This is a genomic window from Clostridium sp. Marseille-P299 (assembly GCF_900078195.1).
Taxonomy (GTDB): domain Bacteria; phylum Bacillota; class Clostridia; order Lachnospirales; family Lachnospiraceae; genus Lachnoclostridium.
Genome location: NZ_FJVE01000007.1, coordinates 109,317 through 136,048, shown reverse-complemented (window position 1 = coordinate 136,048; position 26,732 = coordinate 109,317). Strand labels below are relative to the sequence as shown.

16 protein-coding genes, 1 pseudogene and 1 riboswitch are annotated in these 26,732 nt (G+C 32.8%); of the genes and pseudogenes, 2 read left to right on the top strand and 15 right to left on the bottom strand.

Annotation, left to right across the window (positions count from 1 at the left end; all coding sequences use genetic code 11):
* Positions 1-80: 80 nt before the first annotated feature.
* The 3 genes from BN4220_RS08870 to pheS form a co-directional block, all read right to left on the bottom strand.
* Positions 81-2,633: an Ig-like domain-containing protein gene (locus BN4220_RS08870; protein WP_066715558.1), complete on the bottom strand. Its 2,553-nt coding sequence runs from the start codon at positions 2,631-2,633 to the stop codon at positions 81-83.
* Positions 2,634-3,163: 530 nt separating this feature from the next.
* Complete coding sequence (gene pheT / locus BN4220_RS08865) at positions 3,164-5,602, bottom strand: phenylalanine--tRNA ligase subunit beta (protein ID WP_066715557.1); 2,439 nt, start codon at positions 5,600-5,602, stop codon at positions 3,164-3,166.
* A 25-nt stretch (positions 5,603-5,627) separates the two neighbouring features.
* Entirely contained in the window at positions 5,628-6,647 is a 1,020-nt protein-coding gene (gene pheS / locus BN4220_RS08860; RefSeq protein ID WP_066715556.1) for a phenylalanine--tRNA ligase subunit alpha, read from the bottom strand.
* An 832-nt stretch (positions 6,648-7,479) separates the two neighbouring features.
* Here pheS and BN4220_RS08855 point away from each other — a divergent pair.
* Positions 7,480-8,361 carry a YihY/virulence factor BrkB family protein gene (locus BN4220_RS08855; RefSeq protein WP_066715555.1) on the top strand — a complete coding sequence of 294 codons (882 nt, stop codon included), beginning with the start codon at positions 7,480-7,482 and terminating at the stop codon, positions 8,359-8,361.
* A 33-nt stretch (positions 8,362-8,394) separates the two neighbouring features.
* On the opposite strand, the gene BN4220_RS08850 is transcribed toward BN4220_RS08855, so the two are convergent.
* The 11 genes and pseudogenes from BN4220_RS08850 to BN4220_RS08800 form a co-directional block, all read right to left on the bottom strand.
* Entirely contained in the window at positions 8,395-10,980 is a 2,586-nt protein-coding gene (locus tag BN4220_RS08850; protein WP_066715554.1) for a SpoIID/LytB domain-containing protein, read from the bottom strand.
* 101 nt (positions 10,981-11,081) lie between these two features.
* Positions 11,082-12,278 carry a S1C family serine protease gene (locus tag BN4220_RS08845; RefSeq protein WP_066715553.1) on the bottom strand — a complete coding sequence of 399 codons (1,197 nt, stop codon included), beginning with the start codon at positions 12,276-12,278 and terminating at the stop codon, positions 11,082-11,084.
* Positions 12,279-12,290: 12 nt separating this feature from the next.
* The gene (locus BN4220_RS08840; RefSeq protein ID WP_066715552.1) at positions 12,291-13,961 is read right to left on the bottom strand and encodes a trypsin-like peptidase domain-containing protein; all 1,671 of its coding nucleotides are present in this window, start codon (positions 13,959-13,961) and stop codon (positions 12,291-12,293) included.
* Positions 13,962-14,216: 255 nt separating this feature from the next.
* A complete protein-coding gene (locus BN4220_RS08835; RefSeq protein WP_066715551.1) occupies positions 14,217-15,689 on the bottom strand; it encodes a DUF4340 domain-containing protein in 1,473 nt (490 codons plus the stop codon).
* Positions 15,689-17,182 (bottom strand): GldG family protein, encoded by a 1,494-nt coding sequence (locus tag BN4220_RS08830; protein WP_066715550.1) that lies wholly within the window; start codon positions 17,180-17,182, stop codon positions 15,689-15,691. Before BN4220_RS08830 ends, BN4220_RS08835 begins: the two co-directional genes overlap by 1 nt.
* 15 nt (positions 17,183-17,197) lie before the next feature.
* Complete coding sequence (locus BN4220_RS08825) at positions 17,198-18,061, bottom strand: ABC transporter permease (protein ID WP_066715549.1); 864 nt, start codon at positions 18,059-18,061, stop codon at positions 17,198-17,200.
* Positions 18,045-19,103 carry an ABC transporter ATP-binding protein gene (locus BN4220_RS08820; RefSeq protein WP_066715548.1) on the bottom strand — a complete coding sequence of 353 codons (1,059 nt, stop codon included), beginning with the start codon at positions 19,101-19,103 and terminating at the stop codon, positions 18,045-18,047. Before BN4220_RS08820 ends, BN4220_RS08825 begins: the two co-directional genes overlap by 17 nt.
* Before the next feature lie 550 nt (positions 19,104-19,653).
* Positions 19,654-19,942, bottom strand: a pseudogene (locus tag BN4220_RS20475) (DNA-binding response regulator); the annotation flags it as partial.
* Between the two features lie 195 nt (positions 19,943-20,137).
* Positions 20,138-20,893, bottom strand: coding sequence for a 4-hydroxy-tetrahydrodipicolinate reductase (gene dapB, locus BN4220_RS08810; RefSeq protein WP_066715546.1), 756 nt, complete (start codon positions 20,891-20,893; stop codon positions 20,138-20,140).
* Between the two features lie 155 nt (positions 20,894-21,048).
* Positions 21,049-21,936, bottom strand: a complete 888-nt coding sequence (gene dapA, locus BN4220_RS08805; protein ID WP_066715545.1) for a 4-hydroxy-tetrahydrodipicolinate synthase — start codon at positions 21,934-21,936, stop codon at positions 21,049-21,051.
* Between the two features lie 115 nt (positions 21,937-22,051).
* A riboswitch (Lysine riboswitch) is annotated at positions 22,052-22,225 on the bottom strand.
* 348 nt (positions 22,226-22,573) lie between these two features.
* Positions 22,574-23,212, bottom strand: a complete 639-nt coding sequence (locus BN4220_RS08800) for a single-stranded DNA-binding protein (protein ID WP_066715544.1) — start codon at positions 23,210-23,212, stop codon at positions 22,574-22,576.
* 661 nt (positions 23,213-23,873) lie between these two features.
* Between BN4220_RS08800 and typA the strand changes: the two genes are divergently transcribed.
* Complete coding sequence (gene typA / locus BN4220_RS08795) at positions 23,874-25,700, top strand: translational GTPase TypA (protein ID WP_066715543.1); 1,827 nt, start codon at positions 23,874-23,876, stop codon at positions 25,698-25,700.
* Positions 25,701-25,858: 158 nt separating this feature from the next.
* On the opposite strand, the gene BN4220_RS08790 is transcribed toward typA, so the two are convergent.
* Entirely contained in the window at positions 25,859-26,671 is an 813-nt protein-coding gene (locus BN4220_RS08790) for a hypothetical protein (protein ID WP_066715542.1), read from the bottom strand.
* Positions 26,672-26,732: the final 61 nt, after the last annotated feature.

Below are 26,732 nucleotides of genomic sequence, written 5' to 3'. Positions count from 1 at the left end.
AAAGGACTGTCACAAAATAGAATTGTTAGCTCTATTTTGCGACAGTCACTTAATACTTTAAATGAATCTTATTTCATAAATTAATATGCTCTAGTCACTGCAATTTTTTTGTTTACAATTAGGTTCGCTTTATTATTATTATCATCCACCAATTCATTGTTTGTAAACATAATATATGCAGCTGAAGTAATCGGTTGATCTAAAGAAATAAATAATTCTTTACCGCTAGAATAATAAACACTTCCTACAACACTATTTCCATTATAAACAGTTACATTCACTGTACCTGTAAAGCTTTCACTAAATGTTGCAACAATGGTTTGTGGAGATGTTAGTTTCGCAGAAACAAATGTTGGAGCACCATTTTCTATTAATGGAAGTATTGTATTGTAAGTTTCCATCTCTGCATAGGAATCATTATATCCTTTGATTCCTTTCACTGTAACAGGATAATTAGCAGTAGATGGTATTGCATTGGATGCAAATGTTAATTCAATCGTTGCTGAGCTTTCATCTTGTGCAATAACGTTAGCACTTGTAGGACGTGTTGATGTTCCTATAATATAATTTGAAGTATTAGCAACTGATGTCATATCTAGTTTTTGATTAAACTTAATATAAATTTTACTTGGATTTGACACATCCTGCGTAATACTTACTGGAGCTGGTAATACAGAAGAACTACTTGATTGCTTAGTAACAGTAACTGTAGAAGCTACGGATTGATTCTCATACTTATCCATAACTAATCCCGCAGGAATGCTAAAATAGTATGTACCCATTTCAGTTGCATTATTTACAAATGATAATGTTACTTTCATACCCTTAGCAACTGCTGTATATGCCAACTCTTTGTTATAGATATTAGCATTTGAACTTACTATCTTTGTAGTAAGTTTACCACTACCACTGATTAAAGATACTTCTTTATTATAAGTCAATGTTAATTTAGTAACTGGCACATTATTCTCTGTTGTGTTTGTTAAAACTGAACTTACTAACGCAGGTGCGTTATTATCTAATGTAAAGTTAACGCTTCTCTTTACATCCGTTGATTGTGCGCCCGTTGAATTATAGCTAAACCAACCATTTAACGTAACAACTTGGTTTCCTGTTAAAGATGTGTTTGGAATCGCATAATTTACTTTCGTAGAATCTGTTGAATCAACAACACCAGATACATAATCATCACCAATATACATATAACCTGCATATTGAATTGGACGGCTAAATGTTGCTGTTACAATATTCTTTGAAGTTCTAACTACTGAAGTTAAAGTTGCATTTGGCTTTACAGTTGCATCAAATTCAACCACAACTGGCAATGTAAATGGATTAGACACATTACCGATCGTATCTTTGATACCAACCATATAAACTAATGTATTTGCTTTTGTTACTCCGCAAGCTGATAAATCGATTGATAAAGTTTTCTTATCTAGACTTAAAACATAGTTATCTGCATTTGTTAAATAGGATTGTAAGGTTGCATTATTTGTTCCAACAACGTTATAAACAGATAAACCACTGATATCAATTGGTTCGCTAAATTCAATGTTCGCTACATATCCAGTATCATCTACCGTAGTTGTAACATAGGAAGGACCTACTTCATCCTTTAAATTCTTTTGAACTGTGTATGGTGTCACAGGAACTCCACTTGCAGAAAGAATACTCTCTGAAATAGTAATAACATAAGTTCCTTCAAAGTTTGAACTTGATGTTAAAATTAAAGACTTCTTATCTTTTGATAAGGATGGAGTAAGATCATTAAAATTATTTGCACCTGGAGTCAAACCTATTGTAACAGAACCAGAAATTAAATTTCCATTGGAATCAATTACACTTGATGCAAGTATTTCACTACTAAAATCAATCTTTAATTCTTTAGAGCTTGCTAAAGATACTGAATTTACCTTAGGCTTTGTTGCACCTTCTGTTGGTGTAGGTGTTGGCGTTACACTTGGTGTTACACTTGGAGTAACTGTTGCATCACCTGCTGTTATGTATAAGTACACTCTCTTTTTCACAGTATTCGTTGGACTCTTTGCTTCTGTTGCATTTGGTCCACAAGCAACTTCTAGCATAGTAATACCAGCTTTCTTAGCTGTTACTACACCTGAGCTACTTACACTTGCATATTCTTCATCTGCAATTGTGAAATAAGCATAATCTGTTGTATTTGAAGGAGTTTTTGTAAATTTAAATTGATGACTTTCACCAACTTTTAGCGTATGTGCATTAATTGTTCCAAGATCTGCATTAACAGAAATAGCTGTTGCAGGAACACGATTCTTAACTACTACAGTAGCCTTAACTGTATTTGTTGTTCCATTGGTATAAATAATTTTACAGCTAATCGTTGCTTTTCCGGCTTTTACTGGAGTAACCATACCTTTTCCATTGACAGTTGCTACACTTTTATTTGAGGATGACCATGCTTTTGTTTTTACATTCGTTGCATTCTTTACCCAAAAAGTATAGGTACTCCCCATATAAATTGTTTTCCATGTGGTATTCATGGATGCACTCGCCGCATAAACCGTTGCTGGCTTACGAATGGAAACCATTGGTATCGCCATTACGCATATGAGCAAAAATGCCATAAGTTTTGTAAATAACTTCTTTTTCATCTTAAACCTCCTATTGCAGTTCACTCATAATATAGCAAATCTTGCTTATCAGAAGTTTACTTTTTAACTTCTGATAAAAGGTGCACCTTTAGCACCATCCATCTATTTTTAGGATTTTTATCTCCTATAAATAGCCGTTTTTTAACGCTATATGTTGTGTTTCCCACTACTAAATTATAGTAATTTACTTATATATTGTAATGCTTATTACCATATTTGTCAAAACTATCCTACAATTATATCAAAAAATTAAGAAATCTGTAATATACGTAAAAATTATGGGGAATATTCGCAGAAATTCTTCTTTTTTTCCGCTAAATTTCACTTTCCTACGAATAAGAAAGTATTTAATTTATTTTCTAATAAATCAAAAAAGACTGACATAGCTCATTTTATAAAATAAAATCAACCATATCAGTCTTTCTTAATTAATATTTATGCTGTTTCATACCCATTAAAATCTGCATTTTTAGATGAAGATTCAACTGTATGAATCACTCAAAATAAAATTATTTTTTCAATAAGATTAATTATTGTCTTAATTCAATACCAATTGCACTAAGACCTTTTAAAATCTTATTCATTACTTCTGTAACATCTTTTTCTTCCAATGTTCTATCTTTTGCACGGAAGCTGATGGAATAAGCCATAGACTTATATCCTTCCTGGATCTGAGATCCTTCATAGATATCAAATAAGTGATAGCTTTCTAAGATCTTTCCACCATTTTTACGTATCACTTCTTCTACCTGTCCAGCAAGAATCTCTTTCTTCATAAGCATACTGATATCACGTGTAACTGCTGGATATTTTGCAATTCCAGTGTATTTTACATCAAAGCTAGCTTTGCTTGTAACTTCTGGCATATCAAGTACACCAACATAAGCTTTTGTTCCGATATCATAATTATCAAGTACTTCTGGATGAAGCTCTCCAAGATAACCAATCACTACTCCATCATAAATGATATTTGCTTGACGTCCTGGATGTAAGAAAGTCTTACCTGCATTTGGATCATAAGTTAATACACCCTTTAATCCGATTTTTTCTAGGTATTCTTCAATGATACCTTTTAAATCAAAGAAATCACCATCTCCATAGAAACCTAGGGTAAATTGCATTCTCTCATCTGGTAATTCAGTGATTGGAAGTGCCTTTGGTAAATAAATATTTGCTAGTTCATATAAACGAACATTCTTATTTCTACGATTAAAGTTTGTTGATAGAGAAGTTAACATACCATTAAGAGGTAATGTTCTCATGATACTATAATCTTCTCCAAGAGGATTTGAAATTGTAACTGTTTCACGAAGCTTATCCTCTGCTGGAATTAATAACTTATCAAATACCTTTGGACTTTCAAAGGAATATGTTTGAGCTTCCGAAAATCCAAATTGTTCTGCCATATCTCTTGCACAGTTTTCCACACGAAGTTTAAAGGATAACTTACCAGTTGTTGCTTCACCTGTAGGAAGTGTTGTTGGAATCTTATCATATCCGAAGAAACGAGCTACTTCTTCATCTAAGTCTGCCTGAGATAATACGTCCTGTCTCCAAGTTGGAACAATTACTTCATCCGTTGCTTCATCATATCCTAAATCAACTTTTTTAAAGTAACCAATCATTGTTTCTTTATCAAGATTAGTGCCAAGTAATTTATTTGTTCTTTCATAACGATATGGAATTCTTGTTTCAGTTCTTACATTTGGATATACATCCACTGCTCCGCCAACAACTTCACCAACACCTAGCTCTTCCACTAATTGGCAAGCGCGATTAATTGCTTCCATTGCGTTATTTGGATCTAATCCTTTTTCAAACTTAGCACTTGAATCCGTACGTAAGCCTAATTTCTTACTGGATAAACGGATATTTGTACCATCAAAACATGCTGCTTCAAATAACATTGTGCTTACGTTATCAGTAATTTTTGAGTTTTCTCCACCCATAATACCAGCAATTGCAACTGGTTTTTCTGCATCACAAATCATTAACATAGAAGAATCAATTGTTCTTTCTTGGCCATCTAATGTTGTAAATGTTTCATTGTCATTTCCACGTCTAACGACAATTTTCTTACCAGCAATCTGGTCTAAGTCAAAGGCATGCATTGGCTGTGCATATTCTTCCATAACGTAATTTGTGATATCTACAATGTTGTTAATTGGGCGAATACCACATGCTGCTAATCTTCTTTGCATCCATAATGGAGATGGTCCAATTTTAATATTCTTAACAACTCTTGCTACATAACGTTTGCAAAGCTCTGTATCCTTGATCTCAACATCAATATAATCTTTTGCATTTTCAGAATTTCCAGTTTCCTTAACCACTGGTGGATGGAATTCTTTTGAGAATGTAGCTGCTGCTTCTCTTGCGATTCCAACAACGCCAAAGCAATCTACACGGTTACTTGTAATTTCATATTCAAAAGTTACATCATTTAAACCTAATGCTTCAATAGCACTAGATCCAATTTCTAAATGGTCATATTCTTTATTATCGCTAAAGATATAGATACCATCTTCTGGAGCATCTGGATAGAATTCTTTGGAGGATCCTAACTCTTCAATGGAGCACATCATACCGCAGGATTCAATTCCACGTAATTTGCCCTTTTTAATTTTAATTCCGCCAGGTGCCTTGTTGCCATCATGACCGCCAGCAACTCTACCTCCGTCAAGTACAACTGGAACAACGTCTCCTTCTTTTACATTTGGAGCACCTGTTACGATTTGTACTGTATCTCCGTCCTTTGAAACCTGTACCTGGCAAACAATTAATTTATCTGCATCAGGGTGTTTTTCAATTTTTAAAATTTTACCAACTACAATTTTATCTAAATCTGCATCTAATTTTTCATAACCTTCTACTTTTGTACCAGTAAGAGTCATGGCATCTGTATATTCTTGTGCGCTACAATCAAGATCTGGCACATAAGCTTTAATCCAAGAAAGTGGTGTATTCATATTAAAACTCCTTTCGATATTCTACCTAGAATTGCTTTAAGAAACGGGTATCATTTTCGTATAATAATCTCATGTCATCAATTTCGTATTTTAATAAAGCAATACGCTCAAGTCCAACACCGAATGCAAAACCTGTATATTCTTCTGGATCGATTCCACTCATTTTAAGAACATTTGGATGAACCATACCGCATCCTAAGATTTCAATCCAACCAGAGCCTTTACAAAAACGACATCCACTTCCTCCACATTTAAAACAGGATACATCCACTTCTGCAGATGGCTCTGTAAATGGGAAATGGTGAGGTCTGAATTTAACTTTTGTTTCTTCACCAAACATCTCTTTCGCAAACTCAGCAAGTGTTCCCTTTAAATCTGCAAATGTAATGTTTTTATCAATTACAAGTCCCTCAATTTGATGGAAACTTGGAGAATGTGTTGCATCTACCTCATCGGAACGGAATACTCTACCTGGAGCAATCATACGAATTGGAAGTTTACCTTTTTCCATTTCACGTACTTGAACTGGAGATGTCTGTGTACGAAGTAAAATATTGCTGTTTACATAAAAAGTATCCTGTTCATCCTTTGCTGGATGGTTTGCAGGTATATTAAGTGCCTCAAAGTTATAGTAGTCATATTCTACTTCTGGGCCTTCTACAACTTCATAACCCATACCAATAAAGATTCTCTCAGCTTCTTCTAATGCTATTGTGTTTGGATGACGATGTCCAAGCATTGGCTTTTTCGCTGGTAAGGTAACATCAATCGTTTCCTCTTTCATCTTCTTTTCTCTTAACTTTTTCTCAAATGCACTCTTAACTTCTTCTAATTTGCTCTCAATCTCAGCGCGAGCATCATTTACAAGTTGACCTACCGCTGGTCTATCTTCTGGAGCCACATCTTTTAAAGATTTGAGTACAGAAGTAAGTTCTCCCTTCTTTCCAAGAAACGCAACACGAATTTCATTTAAAGTATCTAGTGATTCACTCGCATTAATCTGGGATAAGGCTTGCTCTTTAATCGCTTTTAATTTTTCCTTCATGATAACCTCCTTGCTGCCACTAGCAGCTTACTCATAGATCGAAATGTTTTCAACCTTTGTTCCTTTCAGAACATGCTAACGCGCTGCCACCAAGTGACTAAACCTTAGCGCGTCATGTGCACCTTTACGGAGCATACAAACTCTTGTTGCCATTAAACTCTTATTACACGCAAATGCGCTTCCCCGGGGGGTTTTACATTATAGGAAAATTATAATTTTAATTTTCTATAACATAAAAAACTCCGCCCCTATAAAACAAGGGACGGAGTTAAATCGCTCATAGCGAATTATAATTGATTCCGCGGTACCACCCTAATTCCTGCACAATCTAAAATATTATCGTAACTCAAAAATTTCATATTTATACGATAACATCAATATACAGGCACTTAAAGTTATGCGTAACGTGCACTAACGTCATACCCTACTAATGAGTTCTAATTATCTCATATTCAAATATGCAGCTCCAGTGAGAAAATCAATTATTACCTGAACTTAAGGAAGCTTGCAGCCGGTGACTTCCTCTCTCTGAAAGAAAATAATAATCTAACGTTCTTTACATATAATCTGTAAAAAACACACCTTCATCGCTTTTTAAAGTTGCTTTGCAACTAGACTTTCTTTATTTTAACATATTTCGCTTTAATGTCAATCACATTCCTGTTATAATAAGGCTTAATGGATTAAATTAATTGGTAATTTTTATATAATTTTAAAATAATACTACCTAGGTAAGACTAGTTTTCTAATCCTGGTTAGAATATATATAATAAAAAACATGTAAGACAAAGAATCCCACATATATTTTATTAAATAGTAATGGAGACATCATATGATAATTATTTCAATTATAAAATTAATACAATCATTTTGTCGAAAATTGAGAGATGATTTTATAAGTGCCTTTTCAGCACAGGCTGCCTTTTTTACATTCCTCTCTTTTTTCCCTTTTGCTATGTTTTTATTAACATTGTTGCAATATCTTCCTTTTTCAGAAGAAACCGTTTTAGAGGCGTGTTCCGAAATATTTCCTACAACCATTAATTCATTAATCGTTACAATTGTAGGTGAATTATATGATAAAGCCTCTGGTACAATATTATCCGTAACTGTAATTTTAACCTTATGGTCCGCTTCCAAAGGATTTCTTGCTATCGTACGTGGTATGAATTCTGTTTATAACAACAAAGAAACAAGAAACTATATCATATTACGTCTTTGGTCAACACTATATACATTATTATTTGCGATTCTAATCATTATTCTTTTAGTTATATTTGTTTTTGGTAATCAATTAACTCTTTATATTGCGGAACGATTTCCTTTCCTAACAGAATATGCACTTATTATTATTAGTGTTCGTACGATTGTAGGTCTTTGTATCATGGTATTATTTTTTGCTCTTATTTTTGTAGTTATTCCAAATCGTAGATCAAACTTATTTGCAGAATTACCTGGAGCTATCGTAACGTCTGCTGGGTGGATGGGATTTTCATACTTGTTTTCATTTTATATTGATAATATGAGTAATCATTCTTACACCTATGGTAGTCTTACTGCAATTGTAATCTGTATGATTTGGTTATATGCTTGTATGTATATGATGTTTATCGGAGCTGAAATTAATGCAATTATTGCAAATCCAATTATACATGATGCAATAAAAGAATTACTCTCTACTATAAAACGTGATAAAAAACAAAAACCTCGATAAAGCAATCACTATGCTTTTTCGAGGTTTTTACCTTTATTCATAAACCAATCCCAATTCTATGCCAGTATAATAATGTTTTAAAACTTCATCATATGTCTTGCCTTGATCTATCATTTTCTTTACACCATTTTGTGACATACCGACACCATGGCCATATCCACCACCAGTTAAGGTAAATGCCGTTATATTATCTCCTTTTCCAACTGCATCAATATAGAAAAATGCACTTGGAAGCATAGACATTCCACTAACAGAACTATTATCTAAGCGGTACAGATTATCGTTTACTGGAGCAAGAAGTTGCCTTACATTCGTTTGATAACGAACTAAAACTGTAGCTTTTGTACCTGTAATTAATAATTCCTTTATAATGCCACTTTTACCTCTTGTAATAACTTTCATCTTTTTTACTGTACCTATATCACTTATCATAGTACTTCTAAAAACTGATGTGTTCAGTACTCGAATTCCATCACCATCTAAAAGACCTTCATCATTACTATTAGACACTAAGGTTAAAATAGAATTCTTATTTGTAGTATAGCAACTACTTATATTTTCATTAATTTGCTTGCTTAAGTCCTCTACAGAAATTGTTACATTCCATCGATACATTAGAAATCCGCTATCATAAGTATTAACTACTTCTGACATTACACCATTATTTAGCTTCACATCAACATTATCATGATTTATAAACTCTCTAAAATCTTCGTCCTTTGATAAATCTACGTCTTGCTTTTCTTCTGTTTGTAAATATCCCTTTAGATACGTAGTTGGCGTGCTACTTTCCCACACATCCTCAACACTTGCGGTATGGCCACTTGATGTTGCGAAATAATAGGCTGTTAGAACTTTGTCATCGTATTTTAATACTTGACCATAGGTATCTTTTACCGCAAGAATCGTAGCTTCACTCTCTTCAATATTATTATATACTTGACTATTTACACTATCATCAACATGTGCCCCATAGGCACTGTATTTATTTTGGAGCAATTGATTGTAAGCAAAGCTTCTTGCACAAACGGCCTGCACTTTTAATGCTTCCTCACCATAGGAGGTAGGCATTTCGCTTGGTACAACAGAATATAGATACTCTTCTAATGAGAGTTCATTAACAATTGTTAAACCATTGTCTGTTTTAGCAATTTCTATGCTTCCACGATATTCTGGTTTTCCATAGGATCGAATGATAGAATTTAATTTTATCTTTCCTTCTGCTGTTGTTGTTATCTTTATTCTACCTTGTTCTAACATTTCATCGTCTTTTTTAACTGTTACTTCAATCCCTGCATCATAGGATACCTTTTTTTCACCATAAGTTATAACAAATGGTTGATTCGAGGTAAATGTAACGCTTTCATGAAATATGGATTTATAGCTATTCGTATTAATAAGTACTCGAATATCTTTTGCCTTAATATCTTCTTTGATCAAAGCCGCACATATTTCGCCATCCGATACAACAAAGTCCGTAATTGTATATCCTACCAAGATGCTATTTGTCTTTTCCATGGATAAGGTGCCATATATTTTATATATTTTAAAATTTTCATTAAATGGTAATTTACCATACCCTTCAATTTCAATTTCCTTTTTTGTGGTAAGTAAAACTTTTCCGTTGATGGTGTCTGGTTTTACGGTTACTCCGCTAATAACACCGTCTTTTAATGTAACGTCACCAATTTTCCCTGTAACTGTTTCTGAAAGTGGTAATATGGTTTCGTATTCCTTTTCAATACCAGCAACATAAAATTTCATTGTTGATGATTTTCCCTCAATAATCCATACATTAGAGATTGTTACCTCTTTATCTAACATATCTTTTATATAAACAATTTCATCACCACACACCATAGCCTCAACTGAAACATCTATGTAAGAATCAATCTTATTACCTACGTTTTTTTCTTCGCTATCAAATCTATTATTCAGACCATCTTTTAAGATAACAGAATAATCTTTAAAATTCTTATAGTAGTATTGGCTTCCACTTTGATCAACAGCTATTTCTGATGTAGTATCATCTGCTAATGTACCTACAAGAAATAATTCCCTTGTTTTTAAATTTATCACCGTACCATCCGCATTAGATTTTTCTAAAAGTCTATCCACTAATACCTCATATACGGAAAGAAATTCTGATAAATATAACTTATCTCCTCGTTTCACTGATTTTAATCGTTCTGGTAATGTTGAGATCACGGATTTATAATTAATTTGTGCAACAGAACTAACTTTTGTTAATAAATCTTTAAACTCTCCGCAAGTCAAAGGTTCAGCACTTTTAGTAAAAAGATTGTCCTTCTCTTTTTTCTCTAAAACTCCTGCTGTCACCAATGCATTGATATAACTATAATAGGGCTCCTTAGAAAGAGAGTCATCTTCTAATGCATTCTCAAGGCTTTCTCGTTCTGCTCTTTCATATAGTACATAACTAAACAATCGATACGCTTCCTGCCTTGTTATATTATCTGTTACATCGATTGGTTTATATTCCTCATCATTTCTGGTGGTTCCTACCCCTCCAATTATGTTTCTTACAAAAATAAAAACTATAATAATAATGCATATAGTAATTAATACAATCTTTTTTATATTTTCTTTACGATTCATTTAACACCCCGCATGATTTACTGCTTGTATCATTCCATATGCTAATATATTATGTCAATTTCTATAATATACATATTAAATACAAATAGGCCATACTATTTTTATTTTAGAAATGTTTTAATATCTTTTTTTGTAGATAAATCAAGCTGTTTTAAATAACTTATATTCAAAGAAAAATTTAGATTTTGAGCATCCGTTCTTGTTAGCGTGTTCACCCCAATAACCTCTCCAAAACGATTGAGTAATGGGCCACCGCTATTACCTTTTGAAATTGGTGCAGTGATTTGAATATAATCTACTTTTTCAATGATTCTTGAAGCCGCCCCCACAATCCCACTGGAAAATGTTCCAGTATATCCATAAGGGCTACCTACTGTATATACCTTTTCTCCAGCAACTACTTTATCTAAAGATATCGGTAATGCCTCCTTTGTCCCTTTTACGCCAAGGACTGCTAAATCAAACTCTTTATTATAATCATAAATAGAAGTGACTTCAAATTCTTTTCCCTCGTAATCGATTACGTTAATACTTGAAGCATTTTCTATTACATGATAATTGGTTAAAATCATACCATCACCGATAAAAAATCCAGAGCCTAATGAATCCTCTTTTTTATCCGTAACCATTGTTATTTCAACCATTGATTTCGCTACTTTCTCATAAATTTCTGTAGCATCTGGAACAATTCGCTCTGATTTATCAATTACATGAATCGTAATCGTACAAGGTTCCACCGATTTTGTTCTCTTAATAGTTAATACAGTACTCCCTTTCTTACCAATAGATATCGGTAAGTTTGCTATATTTCCATCCCAGGCTATTTTTCCTATTGACGCTACTTCTGGATTTGAAGAGCTTACCTGAATAGTTTCATAAGACTTTTTATATAAAAAAGTTACTGGTATATTGGTATCTTCATAAATAAAATATTCATTTTGTAACGTTTGTAATCGTTCTTTATAAACTGTAACACGACATGGGTAAACAACATTATCATGGGTTGCAAAAATTTGAGTTACACCCTCTGAAATTGCAGTGATTTCACCGTATTCATTCACATTTGCAATGGATTTATCTTCGCTTTTCCACGTTACGAGTTTCGTTGCATTCTCAAATTCTAAAGTAGCCTTTTCACCAACTGCAATTGCAATTTTACTTTTGCTTATTTTTGGTGAGCTAACTTGGACATTTGCTGCATTTACAATATGTAATGTTCCAATACTCGGTGATACTAAGGATATTGTTAATAAAAATGTAATGCTTAATCGTAATAAATATTTCTTTATATTCTTCATAATTTTTCCGTCCTATCCAATAATTATTTCAATGAATCCTGTATCCATTACTTTATCTTTATTTTCTTCATAGAACTTTTCAATTTCTCGCTTATTTTTCAAGTTTAGACGTTTTAAATACCCTATCTTTACAGATAAATTAATATTTTGAGCAGACGGTACGGTCAGCGTATTTATACCAATTACCTCACCATAACAATTGATCAATGGACCGCCTCCGCTACTTTGCGATATTGGAGCTGTAATCTGAATATAGTGCACACCTTCCAAAACGCGATTTGCATACGATATCATTCCCTCTGAAATAGTTCCAATATATTTTACTGGGCTACCGAATGTATAAATAGTCTCACCAGTTTTAACCACCTCACTATTTATATAGAATATAGCATCATTTGTTTTCTCTACCTCAAGCAAAGCCAAATCACTCGTTACATCATAATCATATATCCCTTTGACTTCATAGTTTTTCCCGTTTATGTCTACGACTTCAATATTATTCGCATATTCTATCACATGATAATTCGTAACTAATACACCGGAATCGATGAAAAATCCAGAACCTGTTTTTTCATCTCCAACTGCATCATAGGAGATAATTGAAACACTCGCATTTACATATTGCTTATATATTTCTTCTGCGGTTAAAAGACGACGTACTGAAACATGAACTTTAATCTTTAAAATATCATTGCTATCTTTTCGTTTTATAATAAGATCCGTCATTCCATCCTTCTTAGGAGTTAAAGTTAGAGAAATCGTATCTCCCTTCCAATTTCCTCGTTTTATATCAATAATTCCTTTCGAATCTTCAATACTAATATCTTCATTTTTTTGTCGGTTTTTTAGTGTAATGGTGATTACTTTAGCTTTATTCATCCATACTTCTTCAGTATCCGTATTTAAACGCGATTGTGTAACTGTAACTTTTGTATAGTATTTAATGCCATTATAGATTGCCACAACACTTGTGTTTCCTTCATTCACGCCCACAATGGTCCCATCTTGTGTTACTGTAGCAATGGACTTATCTGCTGTTTTATAAGTAACTTTTCCCTTACTCCCCATAACAGAAATACTATGATTTTCTCCTACTTTTACATCTATTTTCTTTTCACTAATATATGGTTCTTTTACGGTAATATCACAAAAATAGCTTTCACTTCCAACTTTTGCAACCACTTTAGTTTTGCCTACGGATATTCCAATGACTTCTCCTAAGCTAGTTACTTTTGCAATTTTTTCGTTCTCAGACTTCCATACAATGGTTTCATCCTTTATTCCATTAATATTTAACTGCTCTGTGATACCATTTGGATATACGGTAACCGCCTTTTTATTAATTTCTGGTTCTTTTACAATTACATAACAGATATAAGATTTTGGATATCCTTTGGCTATGATATGTGTATTTCCAATTCCTACAGCTGTAACGTTCCCATTCTCATCAACAGAAGCTACCTCTTTGTCCAAACTCTCCCATACAAAAACTCCAGAACTGCCATTTACTTTTAACTGTTCACTGCTACCTATGTACATTACAAGACTTTCCTTATTCATGGCCACTGTTTCATCTGCTGATGATGCATATACGAAATTCCATCGATAATTTAAACACAGCATTAAAATCATTATACCAAAGCCAAACTTACATATATTTCTGATTTTCTTACTCTTCTCCATGTTACCCTCTTTCTACACCGTTGTTTTAGTAACAAAGCAAACACTTAATAATACTATTTCAAACTATGCTATTTTAACTTCCACAAAACTTTAAAAAAAGCTTTTATCCTAGGACTTAGGATAAAAGCCTTTTTTCACTAATACCACTCAGCTACCTAAGGTTTTCGTATTTGTAGAAATTTTACTAAATTGTATACGAAAAAGTATAGCTGTTTTACCGATATCTGTCAAGAAACAATGCCTTGAAAAATACCTCTATTCCGTAGTATCCTTTGTGCTATTAAAGTTATTAATTGTATCAATTACATTTGTTATCTTATCTTTACTTATAGTAAAAAGTATCTTATCATTGGTTCTTACTGCATAGTTATCAGCGTCGTATGGCAAATATTCAACGGTATAGGTTCTACTTCCCGAAGCATTTTCATCCTTTAGCTGAAATGAGATATGAAGCACTGCATCATCGGATACTGTTGCATTTTCTGGCAAGATACCATCTACCGATAATCCGATGATACTTTGATAAAAACTTCTAAAACTAGTGTCATCATCATAAGTTACACCATCAACCCCAAAGACATCTGTCGTAGTTTCATTTCCATCATCATCCGTGCTAGTTTTCTTATCTACCGTATATAAATGGCTATCGGAACCTGTACTAACTGAAAAATTAGATATCGAGTCAATGCCTACCATATTGGTTGTTTTCGATGTTATTGAAAATACATCTACATCAAATAGGTTAGTTACACTACTAGCAGACATTGTGTAAGTACGAGAAGAGCCCTCGAGTCTCACATAATAATTTCCTTGTTCATCTTGATTTCCAAGATAAAGAGTTAACTCTTTTACATCTCCATCTTCTTCTTCACGATACGAAATGGTTAATGCATCTTTTGGTGTGTCTAGCCCATACTGTTCTAAATTTTCTTTTTTATAATCAATTCCTTCTTTAAAGGAAATGCTTACATAATTTGAGAGTAATTCAGTTACGGCTGTTAAATCTGCATTGGCATTTTCTTTATAATATCCAGATATATACCATGGATATAAGAAACTTCCTGAAAAGTCATCTTTATTATTTGTATCATTTATTAAAGAAAAGTTGGAAAATTGAGAACCATCTACCTTTATTCCCGTAATAAGGTCTGTGCTTAAAGTAGGCAATTCTTCAAATGCCATAAGATCACTTTTACCTTTGACAAATGTATTACGTACCAATGCTTCAACAACATAAACCGTATTGTCATCATCTAAGGTAGCATAATAACCACTATCAATCGCTAGTTGATTACCAATTTTTAAAGTCAATACTGAATCATCTGCTTTGGTTATGGTTACAGTAATCTCTGGTGAATCTAGTCCATAATCAGATAAATCCTCAGCATCTTCCATCACTTGCTTTGTCGCTGTTAGAGATGCCATTTTATTTGCTAAAGTAGACGCTGCATCTTGATCCAGTGGAAATGCTTCTTCACCTTTTAGACTCCATATTTCATCTTCATTTACTAAGGTAAAATCCCAGGAGTTATTGGATATATGCATTTCTTTTATATCTGACTCTTCTATTTCATTCAAAGAAATTGAAGTATCCTCTTCCTCTTCTAATGCCTGCTCTTCTTTCTTATTATGTTGAATTAGAAGAATATAAGCTACGATCATAACAATCAATAAACCTACTAAGGCAATCAAGGTTTGTGCATTCTTCCTCTTCTTTTTCTTAGCCATTACTTACGCCTCCTTTGAATCGTTACTCCAACGCCAGTAATAATAAACGCAAGTGGAATTATGAATGTTACAATTGCACCATTTCTATTCTTCTCTGCAGAAGTCATAACTAAGGATTCATCCGATAGGGATGTAACACGGATACTTACTGTATTTTCTTGTTCAGCTAAATCATTTACTGTGTTAATTAACAAATCTTGATTTCCAAACACATTGGTTGATAAATAAGAATCATCAAACATGTATTTACCAGAATAAATTGCTAGTCTCATTTCATTCTCATCGGAACCTTTTTTTACTTCAAGTCCTAAATAAAATGGACCATCCACATCGTTTTTCTCTTTCGAAGAAGTTGTGGAATTATAGTCAGTTTTAGAGTAAGCCTTATCAGAGGTTGATAAAATTGGAGTTACTGTAATTGTTTCATCCTTATCCTGGGCAATGGTAAGTCCAGTTGAAACTGGAGCTACAATAAACTTTTTATTCTTTATTCCCTCTGTAAATGAGTGTGTTGAGATGTCAGGTACTAACTCATTCACATAATTTCCACGGCGATAATTAGCATCTCCTTCTAATACGATTCCTTTTACTACGTTTACACCATAGGAATTAATTAGGGATATAAAATTAGGTAATTCCGATGTAGTATAATCTACTGAAATAATTGCATCCCCACCATTTTCGAAGTAATTTTTAATAAGTTCTACTTCTTCCTCGGTATAATCCGATTGTGGCTGATTAATAAATAAAACATCACAATCTTCTGGAATTTCTTCACTTGTTAATGTATTAATGCTTGAAATTTCAATATTCTCTTTTGATAACAAGGAGGTCATAGTACTTGTTGTAGAAGTTTCGCCATGTCCAGCAACTGCATATATTTTTGGAAGATTCTCATTCGTTACATATTGTATTGCAGCATCCACTCTACCCTCTACATCAATACCCGTTACGGTAGATTGATATGTTGTATAGTCCATTTCAGCAACTACAAGATCACCATAATCCAAATATTTTGCTCTATTATTGGACTCATTTACAATAAGTAAACTTTGTTCTGTAATTTCATCTTCTACGTACTGGGACGCAAATTTAGGATATTTCACTGGATCTTTATATACAAGCTTTATGTTATCATTTACTTTTTCATAATTTTCTAGAATATTCTTAAATTGTTCAATTTCCGTTCCACTTTGTGCTAAGTAATAGATGGTTATTTTATCATCTAAATTCTTAATCATCTCTACGGTTTCATCTGTTAAGGAATTCTTTGCATCCGCTGTCAAATCGATTTTTATATTAAGTTCAGAAAAAAATAGATTGATGACAACGACTAAAACAATCATAATTGCAGATAAGCTAGTTGCATATGCTCCACCTTTAAACTTTTTACTTCGAAAAGAATTTTTAATCTTATCTGTATGATGTGAACTATTTTTTTTGATATTTTCTTCTTGCATCATATCATTCTTATCTTCAAATTCACGTTTCATTATTTTCCTCCTCCCTTAGCTCCATCTTCTCTTCTTAATCGTTTGAATGGTTAAAAATATAAACAAAACGATTAAGCTGATATAATATACAACTGCAGCCACATCAAAGTTTCCATAAATAAAGGTATCAAAGCGGGTAATCATAGAAAACCAACCAAGTACTTTTACTACAGAACCATCAAATAAGGTCGGATTTAATAAATAGAGCGCAGCAATTGCGATCTCCCCTATACATCCAATAAAAAATGATAAGGTTAAGTTGTGCATCATTACATATGTAATAATGGTTACAATTAAATATAAAACTGAAAATGTAATCCAAGCAGTTTTATTATCCGTTGGCATAATACTTCCAATTCCCGTAGCTAAATAAGTTAACAGGATAACAATAAAGGTTACAACTGCTGCAAATGCTTGGCTTTCAGTCATTGCGGAGATAAATAATCCAATTGCCATATAGGATGCACCTAATAAAAAAAATGCAAATATCGCAGCATAATTCATTTTAAAATTAACGGTACCATAGTTAGCCATTACTAAAGGATAGATACAAGTTATCCCCATAACTACTGTAAATACAGAAATTACTGCAAGATACTTTCCAACGATAATCTTTGTTATACTAATCGGAGATGTTAATAACAACTGGTCCGTTTTTTGTTTATTCTCTTCTGCCATGATTCTCATTGTAATCATTGGTACTAACAATACAAAAAAGATAGAAATACTATATAAGGCATAGCTAAAGTTAGCACTCTCACCGTACATATTCTGTAGATAATGATATAATCCAATGATAGCTAAAAAGAATGCTATAAATAAATACCCAACAATAGAGGTAAAGTAGGCTTTTATTTCTTTTTTATAAATCGCTAACATCTTTCGTTTCCTCCTCATTATCAATATTATTTAGATTACTTTTAGTATCATCTTCTTCATTCTCAGACGTTTTTTCATATGATAGTTCAGATAGTTTTTCAGATGATTTTTCAGACTTCGTAAGTTCAAGGAATACATCCTCTAATGACATGGATGATCCTTTCATTGAATAAATCGGACATTCTGCTTTCGCCAATGCATAAAATACTTCTTCCCTTACATCATCTTCACCTGCAGTTAAAATATGAACTGGAAGTAATCCTTCTTTTGTTTCTTCTTTGTATTGAATTGAATCAATGTTAGTAATATCTTTTAATGCTTCCTCAATAACTTCTTTCTTTCCTTTTATCTCTAAATCCAATTCACCGGTACGTTTTAAATGTTTTGATAACTGGTCCGGTTCATCTCTAACAATTAATTTTCCCTTATTGATAATCATTACAGAGTCACAAACAGCACTTACTTCTGAAAGTATATGAGAGCTTAAAATTACTGTATGTTCCCTTGCTAATTCTTTAATTAAATCTCTTATTTCAATGATTTGCATTGGATCAAGGCCAACGGTAGGCTCATCTAAAATAATAACTTCTGGGTATCCTACTAAAGCTTGAGCAAGTCCAACTCTTTGCTTATAACCTTTGGATAAATGTTTTATTAATCGATCCGCTACATCAGCAATTTGAATTCGCTCCATTATGTCTTGTAGCATCTGTTTCTTTTTACTTTTTTCAACCTTTTTAATATCCGCAACAAATTTTAAATACTCTCTTACTGTCATATCCGGATATACTGGGGGTAACTCTGGTAAATAGCCAATACACTTTTTAGCTTCCTCTGGCTCCTCATAGATGTCATAACCATTGATACAAACCGTTCCTTCGGTCGCAGAAATATAGCCGGTTATCATATTCATAGTAGTTGACTTTCCTGCTCCATTTGGACCTAAAAATCCTAATATTTGTCCCTTTTCAACGGTAAAGCTTAGATGATCTACTGCTACATGATTGCCGTATTTTTTCACTAAATTCTTTACTTCTATCAACGTCTTCTCCTCCTTTTACTTTGGCCAACTATAATTCCTTAATACATTTGTCCAATCTATATCATTCTAATATTAATTTGTGAAAAGTTTTTTATAAGTTTGTGAAAAATATGTGTTTTGCATTTGGAAATCCCTCAATTCTCAACAAAAAAGGCTGTCGTAAAATAGATTTGTTTCATATGCGCATCCATATAAAACTCTATTTTACGACAGCCCTTTAAACTTTAATATTTTCTACTCATTCTGCAACTGGAGTGGAAAGACCATATAAAATATAAAAATTACGAGTAAAAATCCGATAAAAATTTTTTTCTTCATAGTCCATGCCTCCTTATACAACAAAAACCCATGTACCCACAAGAAATACTATCTTTGTACCAATTTATAGTACACTTTTGCAGTTCTACTATATATAATCATATAAAATACAATAAATACTGCCACACATCCAGCAATGCATAAATAAAGCAAGTTCTTTTTTCTTCTCTTTAATAAAAAGTTATTCGCATAGATGATAAATATTACTGAAAATATTCCAACGACTACTAAGCTACTCTTCAATCAGGTAACCAATTCCTTTTTTTGTATGAATTATGCCTTTTATTCCGGCATCATCCAACTTCTTACGAAGTCTAGTTATATTTACAGTTAATGTATTATCGTCCACAAACATATGGCTTTGTAATAAACTCATCTCCACCCATATTAATTGCCATAACAATATCCATGTTAGATGTATTCGATGATATAAATATTATTGGCACTTTCGATAGCTTACGTATCTGCGTACACCAATAATAACCGTTGTAAAATGGTAAAAAAATATCTAAAAGCACCAATCCTTATACCTTTTCCTCTAATATATAGTTCTTCATACTTTAATTTCCATATTCTTATTATAAACAAAATTTAGACATCCTGTCAAAAGTCTGAATAAAAAAAGTAATAAATAAAAGGCTATTACAGATACTTGATCTTCCTATCAAATATCTCATAATAGCCTTCACACTTATACGTATTATCTATATTTAACTTTAACCAATAACATCCTGCATGTGGTACATTCCTGGTGCTTTATTCACTAAGAATTTCGCAGCAGAAATTGCACCTTTTCCAAAGATAGCTTTTGAATATGCAGTATGCTTGAATTCAATAACTTCATCCGTTCCAGCAAAAATCACTTCATGCTCACCAACGATGTTTCCACCACGAACAGCAGAAATACCAATCTCTTTTTTCTCACGTTTTTTACGATCCTTAGATCTATCATACGTATATGAATATTCATTTTTTAATGCTTCGTTCATGGCATCTGCAAGCGCTAATGCAGTTCCAGATGGTGCATCCACCTTTTGATTATGATGCTTTTCAACGATTTCAATATCAAAGTCTGCTTCTGTTAGAATTCTAGCCGCAGTCTTTACTAATTTTAATAAAGCATTTACGCCAAGGGACATGTTTGCAGAACGTAAGATTGCAATCTGCTCTGATGCTTCCTTAACTTGCTCTAATTGCTCATCTGAATATCCAGTTGTACATAATACGATTGGAAGTTGTCTTTTGATTGCAACATCTAGAAGTAAATCCAAACCTTTTGGAGATGAAAAATCTATAATAGCATCCGCCTCTATTAGACATTCTCCAATGTTTTTAAATACTGGATAATCATTTCTACCATCATCAAATACATCAACTCCTGCAACAATCTGCACGGATTCATCCTCGTTTACTAAATTTGAAATAACCTGCCCCATTTTTCCATTGCAGCCTACCATGATTATACGTGTCATATTTACCTCTTTTCTACTATTTCAATTCTATTTACAAAATTCTAACTTTGCAAATACATCAAATTTTTATAAATACAATTGAATTGCGTAAGTTAGTCATTGGGCTTTCTAATATCCAACTTCTTGAAATTAGTGTTATTATTTGCAACTCATTTTTATCTCACTAAGCCTAATTTAATAAGTTCTTTCTTTAGTACTTCTGCGTGTACTTCTTCCATTTCTGTCAATGGTTTTCTAAGTGGACCTACTTCCATTCCCATAAGATTCATTGCCATTTTTACTGGAATTGGATTTACCTCGCTAAACAAAGCATGGATAAGAGGTAAATATTTTATCTGTAACTCTAAACTACCTTGGGTATCCCCTGATAAATATTTAGCCACGATATCATGGGTATCTCTTGGTGCCACATTTGATAATACAGAGATAACACCTTTTCCTCCTAATGATAATAGAGGTACGATTTGATCATCATTTCCTGAATATAAATCTAAGTTTCCTTCGGAAAGTAATACAGTATTAGCAACCTGGGATATATCACCTGTTGCATCCTTCATAGCAACAATCGTATCAACGTTCTTTGCTAAGTATGCTGCAGTTTCTGGTAAAATATTGCATCCTGTTCTACTTGGTACATTGTAAAGAACTACCGGTATATCAGCAGATTTTGCAATATCCGTAAAATGTCCAATTAACCCTTTTTGTGTTGCCTTATTATAATATGGAGTAACCACTAAAACTGCATCTGCTCCAACGTTATATGCCTCTTTCGTTAAATACATTGCTGTATTTGTACAATTTGATCCTGTACCTGCGATAACAGGCACTCTTTTATTAACATAATCTACGGTAAAACGGATACTTTCTAGATGCTCCTCATGTGTTAATGTAGAAGCCTCTCCAGTTGTACCACATATAATTATACTATCTGTCCCATTGTTAATTTGAAAATCAAGGATTTCACCTAACTTATCATAGTTAACATCTCCGTTTGCCTTCATTGGTGTAATAATCGCAACACCAGCTCCTGTAAAAATAGCCATAATAGCACCTCCATAATATTTTGTGGCATAAAAAAAGCCGACCTGGAGTCGACGCTAAAGAATATAACCAATAACTAATTGAAACCCTTAGTGTTCCTATAGGCTCCTTTTGTATTCTTTAGGTAGCTCTCCATCAAATACTGATGACAGTCTTATAATTATTCATCATAAAACCAGCATATGGCTTTCAGGTCACCATAAGCTTCGGCATCTCATCCTTTTAACTGCACTCCACTATGCCTGACATATCCTGCAGTCTACTAATAATCAATGCGCCTCTACCAATTGTTTTCAATTGTCAATGTCTTAATATTATCACCCAACTTCTGCTCTGTCAACATATAAATTAACTATATAGAGAACATCCTTATTTATTATAGTGTTGATTTCTTTTAATTTATTATATGCCAATTTAACATTAAGTGCTACAAAGAGAATCTAACATAATTATGTCATAGAACGGTCACTGGAATATACATCTATCATTTCAAATTCTTGATATTAAGCATATGGAAAAGAAACTAAAAAAGAAAGGCTAACGCAGACTATTGTCATTGTTAACCTTTCTTTTTGCTAGTTCCCCCGGCTCCTCCACTTACTTGTGAACGATTCTATCTATAAGAAAATGGGTTACTACCTATTCTACTTCATCATTAATAAATTCTAACTTGCTTACTGAAACTTCATAAGCAACTCTTTTTTCAAACTCGTTATCATTTACTTTCTTTTGATATTCACGACTTTGAATTCTTCCCCACACTTGGATATGTCCACCAACAACAAAGCTCTCAGCAAATCTAGCATTACGTCCCCAACAGATGCATGGGATATAATCTGATTTACCATATGGGCGATTTACTGCAAGTAAAATATCCGCGATTTCCCTGCCTAATGGCGTTTTACGATACACAGGTGGTTTACATACGAAACCGTCTAGGAAAATATAGTTAGGTTTACTTTCTTCGTTTTCCTCATCACTAATCTTAATTTCTCTTGCAAATACCGATAATACCAATCGATTTTTGCTATCTTCATGACGATTATAAGAACGGAATTGTCCGCTTACTTCTACGAACTTTCCTCTGTAATCCGTCTTAACATCAATAAGTCTCTCTGAAACCATGACTGGAATAACATCACATGAATTACTCAGACGACTTACTAATACATCCAAAAGATAAAAACCCTCTCCAAAGACCTCATGGCTAAAAGTAAATTCACTAATTACCTCGCCTGCAACACTTACTTGATTGTTATCAAATACTTTATCTGTCATATCGTATGACTCCCTTCTCTTCCTATAGTTCGTTCAGAATTTTCTCTACAACTAATTTGTATTCTTTCAATCCCTATTATATAAGGTAATATTTTCCTTTTCAAGTACTTTCCATTTACTTTTTAAGACAAATTACGTAATTTATCACCATCTTATCATATAATACCTTAAGATATCAAGTAGTTTCGCCACGTTTCAACTATTTATACCCTTAAAAACTTTATAGTCATAACGATTGAATTTCACTATGTAAAGTAGGCATTCATTGATAAATTTACTAAAAATATACTTAGCCCCAAGAAAATCCTTGTAAAATCGATAGAATATGATACAATACTGTGGTTGAATTATATTTTCTAGCGACATAATTATTGCTACTATGTTTATTATTTCTATAATTACGTAGGATATACATTGTTAGTCAATAATGTTGGATATATAAATGTATTATTTAAAAAATACATGATAGGTGTGAGTAAAATGATTTCACACTAAAATATGAGATGTCATAAAGACATCATGTCGGTTAAGTTGAATTTTTCAACTTTTAATTTAAATTGGAACTGTTACACAAACTACTATGTATATAATTATAATATGTCTATAATTATATTCTTATGAAATGAAGTATGTATGACAGCCCTGTAGAAAGAGGATAGATATGAAAATGACACGTGAAGATGTAAGAAATATCGCAATTATAGCACACGTTGACCATGGAAAAACTACACTTGTAGACCAATTGTTAAAACAAAGTGGTGTATTTCGTACGAACCAAGTTGTAGAAGAACGAGTTATGGATTCCAATGATATTGAAAAGGAACGTGGAATAACTATTCTATCAAAAAATACTGCTGTTTCCTACAATGGAGTTAAAATTAATATTATTGATACTCCTGGACATGCAGATTTTGGTGGTGAAGTAGAACGTGTTCTTAAAATGGTTAATGGAGTTGTTCTTGTTGTCGATGCTTTTGAAGGTGCGATGCCACAGACCAAATTCGTATTAAAAAAAGCATTAGAACTTAATTTACCAGTTATTGTATGTATTAATAAAATCGATCGTCCTGAGGCTAGACCTAGAGAAGTTATCGATGAAGTTCTTGAACTTTTCATTGACTTAGATGCAAATGAAGAACAATTAGAATGTCCATTCGTATTCGCATCTGCAAAATCTGGTGTTGCAATTTTAGAATTGGGTGATACTCCTCAAAATATGCAACCTTTATTTGAAACAATTATTGACTATATTCCTGCTCCTGAAGGCGATGCTGAAGCTGGTACTCAAGTTTTAATTAGTACAATTGATTACAATGAATATGTTGGTCGTATTGGTGTTGGTAAAGTAGATAATGGTGTTATAAAAGTAAATCAGGATGTTGTTATTGTAAATGCTCACGAACCAGAAAAGAGTCGTAAAGTAAAAATTAATAAGTTATACGAATATGAAGGATTAAAAAAGGTTGAAGTACAAGAAGCAACTGTTGGATCAATTGTAGCAATTTCCGGTATTTCCGATATCCATATTGGTGATACAATCTGCTCTCCTGAAAATCCAGTTGCAATTCCATTCCAAAAAATATCAGAGCCAACAATTGCAATGCATTTCCTTGTAAATGACAGCCCACTTGCTGGACAAGAAGGTAAGTTTGTAACTTCAAGACATCTTCGTGAGAGATTATTCCGCGAACTTAATACCGATGTAAGTTTACGAGTTGAAGAAACAGAAACAACAGAAAGTTACAAAGTATCTGGCCGTGGTGAATTGCATCTTTCCGTTTTAATTGAAAATATGCGCCGTGAAGGTTTTGAATTTGCTGTAAGTAAAGCTGAAGTACTTTATAAACAAGATGAAAATGGACATAAATTAGAGCCAATGGAACGTGCTTATATTGATATTCCAGAAGAATTTGCTGGTAGTGTAATTGAAAAACTCTCCAGTCGTAAAGGTGAATTACTCGGTATGTCTACTGCAAATGGTGGATATACTCGTTTAGAGTTCTCAATCCCTGCAAGAGGTCTTATCGGTTACCGTGGCGAATTTATGACAGATACTAAGGGTAACGGTATCATCAATACTTCTTTTGATGGTTATGCTCCTTTTAAAGGCGAAATTCAGTATCGTAAACAAGGTAGCTTAATTGCTTATGAAAGTGGTGAAGCAATTACCTATGGTTTATACAATGCTCAAGAACGTGGAACCTTATTTATTGGAGCTGGTGAAAAAGTATACAGCGGTATGGTTATTGGCCAGAATGGTAAAACCGAAGACGTAGAGGTAAATGTATGTAAACGTAAACAATTATCAAATACTCGTTCTTCTGGTTCTGATGACGCATTACGTTTATCACCTCCTAGAGTTTTAAGCTTAGAGCAATCTCTTGAATTTATCGATACCGATGAATTATTAGAAGTTACTCCTAAGAGCTTACGTATCCGTAAAAAGATTCTTGATCCTACATTACGTAAGAGAGCGAATAGAAAATAGTATTATATTTTATTATAGAATTCTTAGATAATCAAAAAAGTTGGAGAATAACAATTTGTATTCTCCAACTTTTTTTAGATTTTTGAATGTTTATTTCCTTGGTTATAATAACGTTTTAATATGTATGAAAGTACTTTCATTTTTAAACATAAAAAAACTTAGATTCTTTTTAAAATCTCTTTTTTCAAGACTACTTCTTTCATTCTTCTTTGAACATAAAGTGCAAAGTCTTTATAATGAACGATATTATATTTTTCAAATATACCTTTATATTCATTTTTTAAGACTTCCATGGGTACAGTTCGATCAGCTTTTGAGTAATCGTGCATTAAATATTCCTTACTTTCTAGCATGTAAAGAGCATAGATTGATTTTGCACCATACCAATCTAATGTTTCGTATACATAATCAATGATATCACGTTCTTTTTTTGTTAGAAAATCGGTATTCATCTCTATAACTTTTATTCCGTTTTTTCTCATACTCTCATATAAGTTTATGTATGGAACATGATTATAATTATCTTTACACAATTCATCAAATAATTCATGTCCAGTAAGGGCTAGTGATAATACTTGCGAATAAAATAAAATACTTTGTACTCTTTTCGCTGTGATTTCTCCATTTGCTCGATTTATTATATACTGTGCTACTAACTTAATTTTCGATCTCATTAAAATGTTCAGCACTGCTTTTTTACTCTTTTTAAATGCTACTGTTGTTAATTTGTCTTGATTTTTCAAAAGTATATCATAATAATAATTTGGATCTTCTTTTATTTGAAGTAGCTTCTGTGAATATTCACAGGTTGGTATATCCCCTTCAATATATCGAATTATCGTAGTTTCCCCCCACCCTAACAGCTTAGCTAATGGTTTTTTCCCAATATTATAATCAAGCAATATGCATTTCACTTCTTCAGCTGTAATTGTAGTCTCCTGATCGCATCGATTCGTCTTTCCCCGACTCATAATATCCCATCTTTCTATATACACGTTTTGTAATTCAACACTTAATATCCTACATAAGCAC

Bases quoted from the DNA above. Each gene is read 5' to 3' on its own strand.
- BN4220_RS08870 (WP_066715558.1), bottom strand. From the start codon at position 2,633: ATGAAAAAGAAGTTATTTACAAAACTTATGGCATTTTTGCTCATATGC.
- pheT (WP_066715557.1), bottom strand. From the start codon at position 5,602: ATGAATACACCACTTTCTTGGATTAAAGCTTATGTGCCAGATCTTGAT.
- pheS (WP_066715556.1), bottom strand. From the start codon at position 6,647: ATGAAGGAAAAATTAAAAGCGATTAAAGAGCAAGCCTTATCCCAGATT.
- BN4220_RS08855 (WP_066715555.1), top strand. From the start codon at position 7,480: ATGATAATTATTTCAATTATAAAATTAATACAATCATTTTGTCGAAAA.
- BN4220_RS08850 (WP_066715554.1), bottom strand. From the start codon at position 10,980: ATGAATCGTAAAGAAAATATAAAAAAGATTGTATTAATTACTATATGC.
- BN4220_RS08845 (WP_066715553.1), bottom strand. From the start codon at position 12,278: ATGAAGAATATAAAGAAATATTTATTACGATTAAGCATTACATTTTTA.
- BN4220_RS08840 (WP_066715552.1), bottom strand. From the start codon at position 13,961: ATGGAGAAGAGTAAGAAAATCAGAAATATATGTAAGTTTGGCTTTGGT.
- BN4220_RS08835 (WP_066715551.1), bottom strand. From the start codon at position 15,689: ATGGCTAAGAAAAAGAAGAGGAAGAATGCACAAACCTTGATTGCCTTA.
- BN4220_RS08830 (WP_066715550.1), bottom strand. From the start codon at position 17,182: ATGAAACGTGAATTTGAAGATAAGAATGATATGATGCAAGAAGAAAAT.
- BN4220_RS08825 (WP_066715549.1), bottom strand. From the start codon at position 18,061: ATGTTAGCGATTTATAAAAAAGAAATAAAAGCCTACTTTACCTCTATT.
- dapB (WP_066715546.1), bottom strand. From the start codon at position 20,893: ATGACACGTATAATCATGGTAGGCTGCAATGGAAAAATGGGGCAGGTT.
- dapA (WP_066715545.1), bottom strand. From the start codon at position 21,936: ATGGCTATTTTTACAGGAGCTGGTGTTGCGATTATTACACCAATGAAG.
- BN4220_RS08800 (WP_066715544.1), bottom strand. From the start codon at position 23,212: ATGACAGATAAAGTATTTGATAACAATCAAGTAAGTGTTGCAGGCGAG.
- typA (WP_066715543.1), top strand. From the start codon at position 23,874: ATGAAAATGACACGTGAAGATGTAAGAAATATCGCAATTATAGCACAC.
- BN4220_RS08790 (WP_066715542.1), bottom strand. From the start codon at position 26,671: ATGAGTCGGGGAAAGACGAATCGATGCGATCAGGAGACTACAATTACA.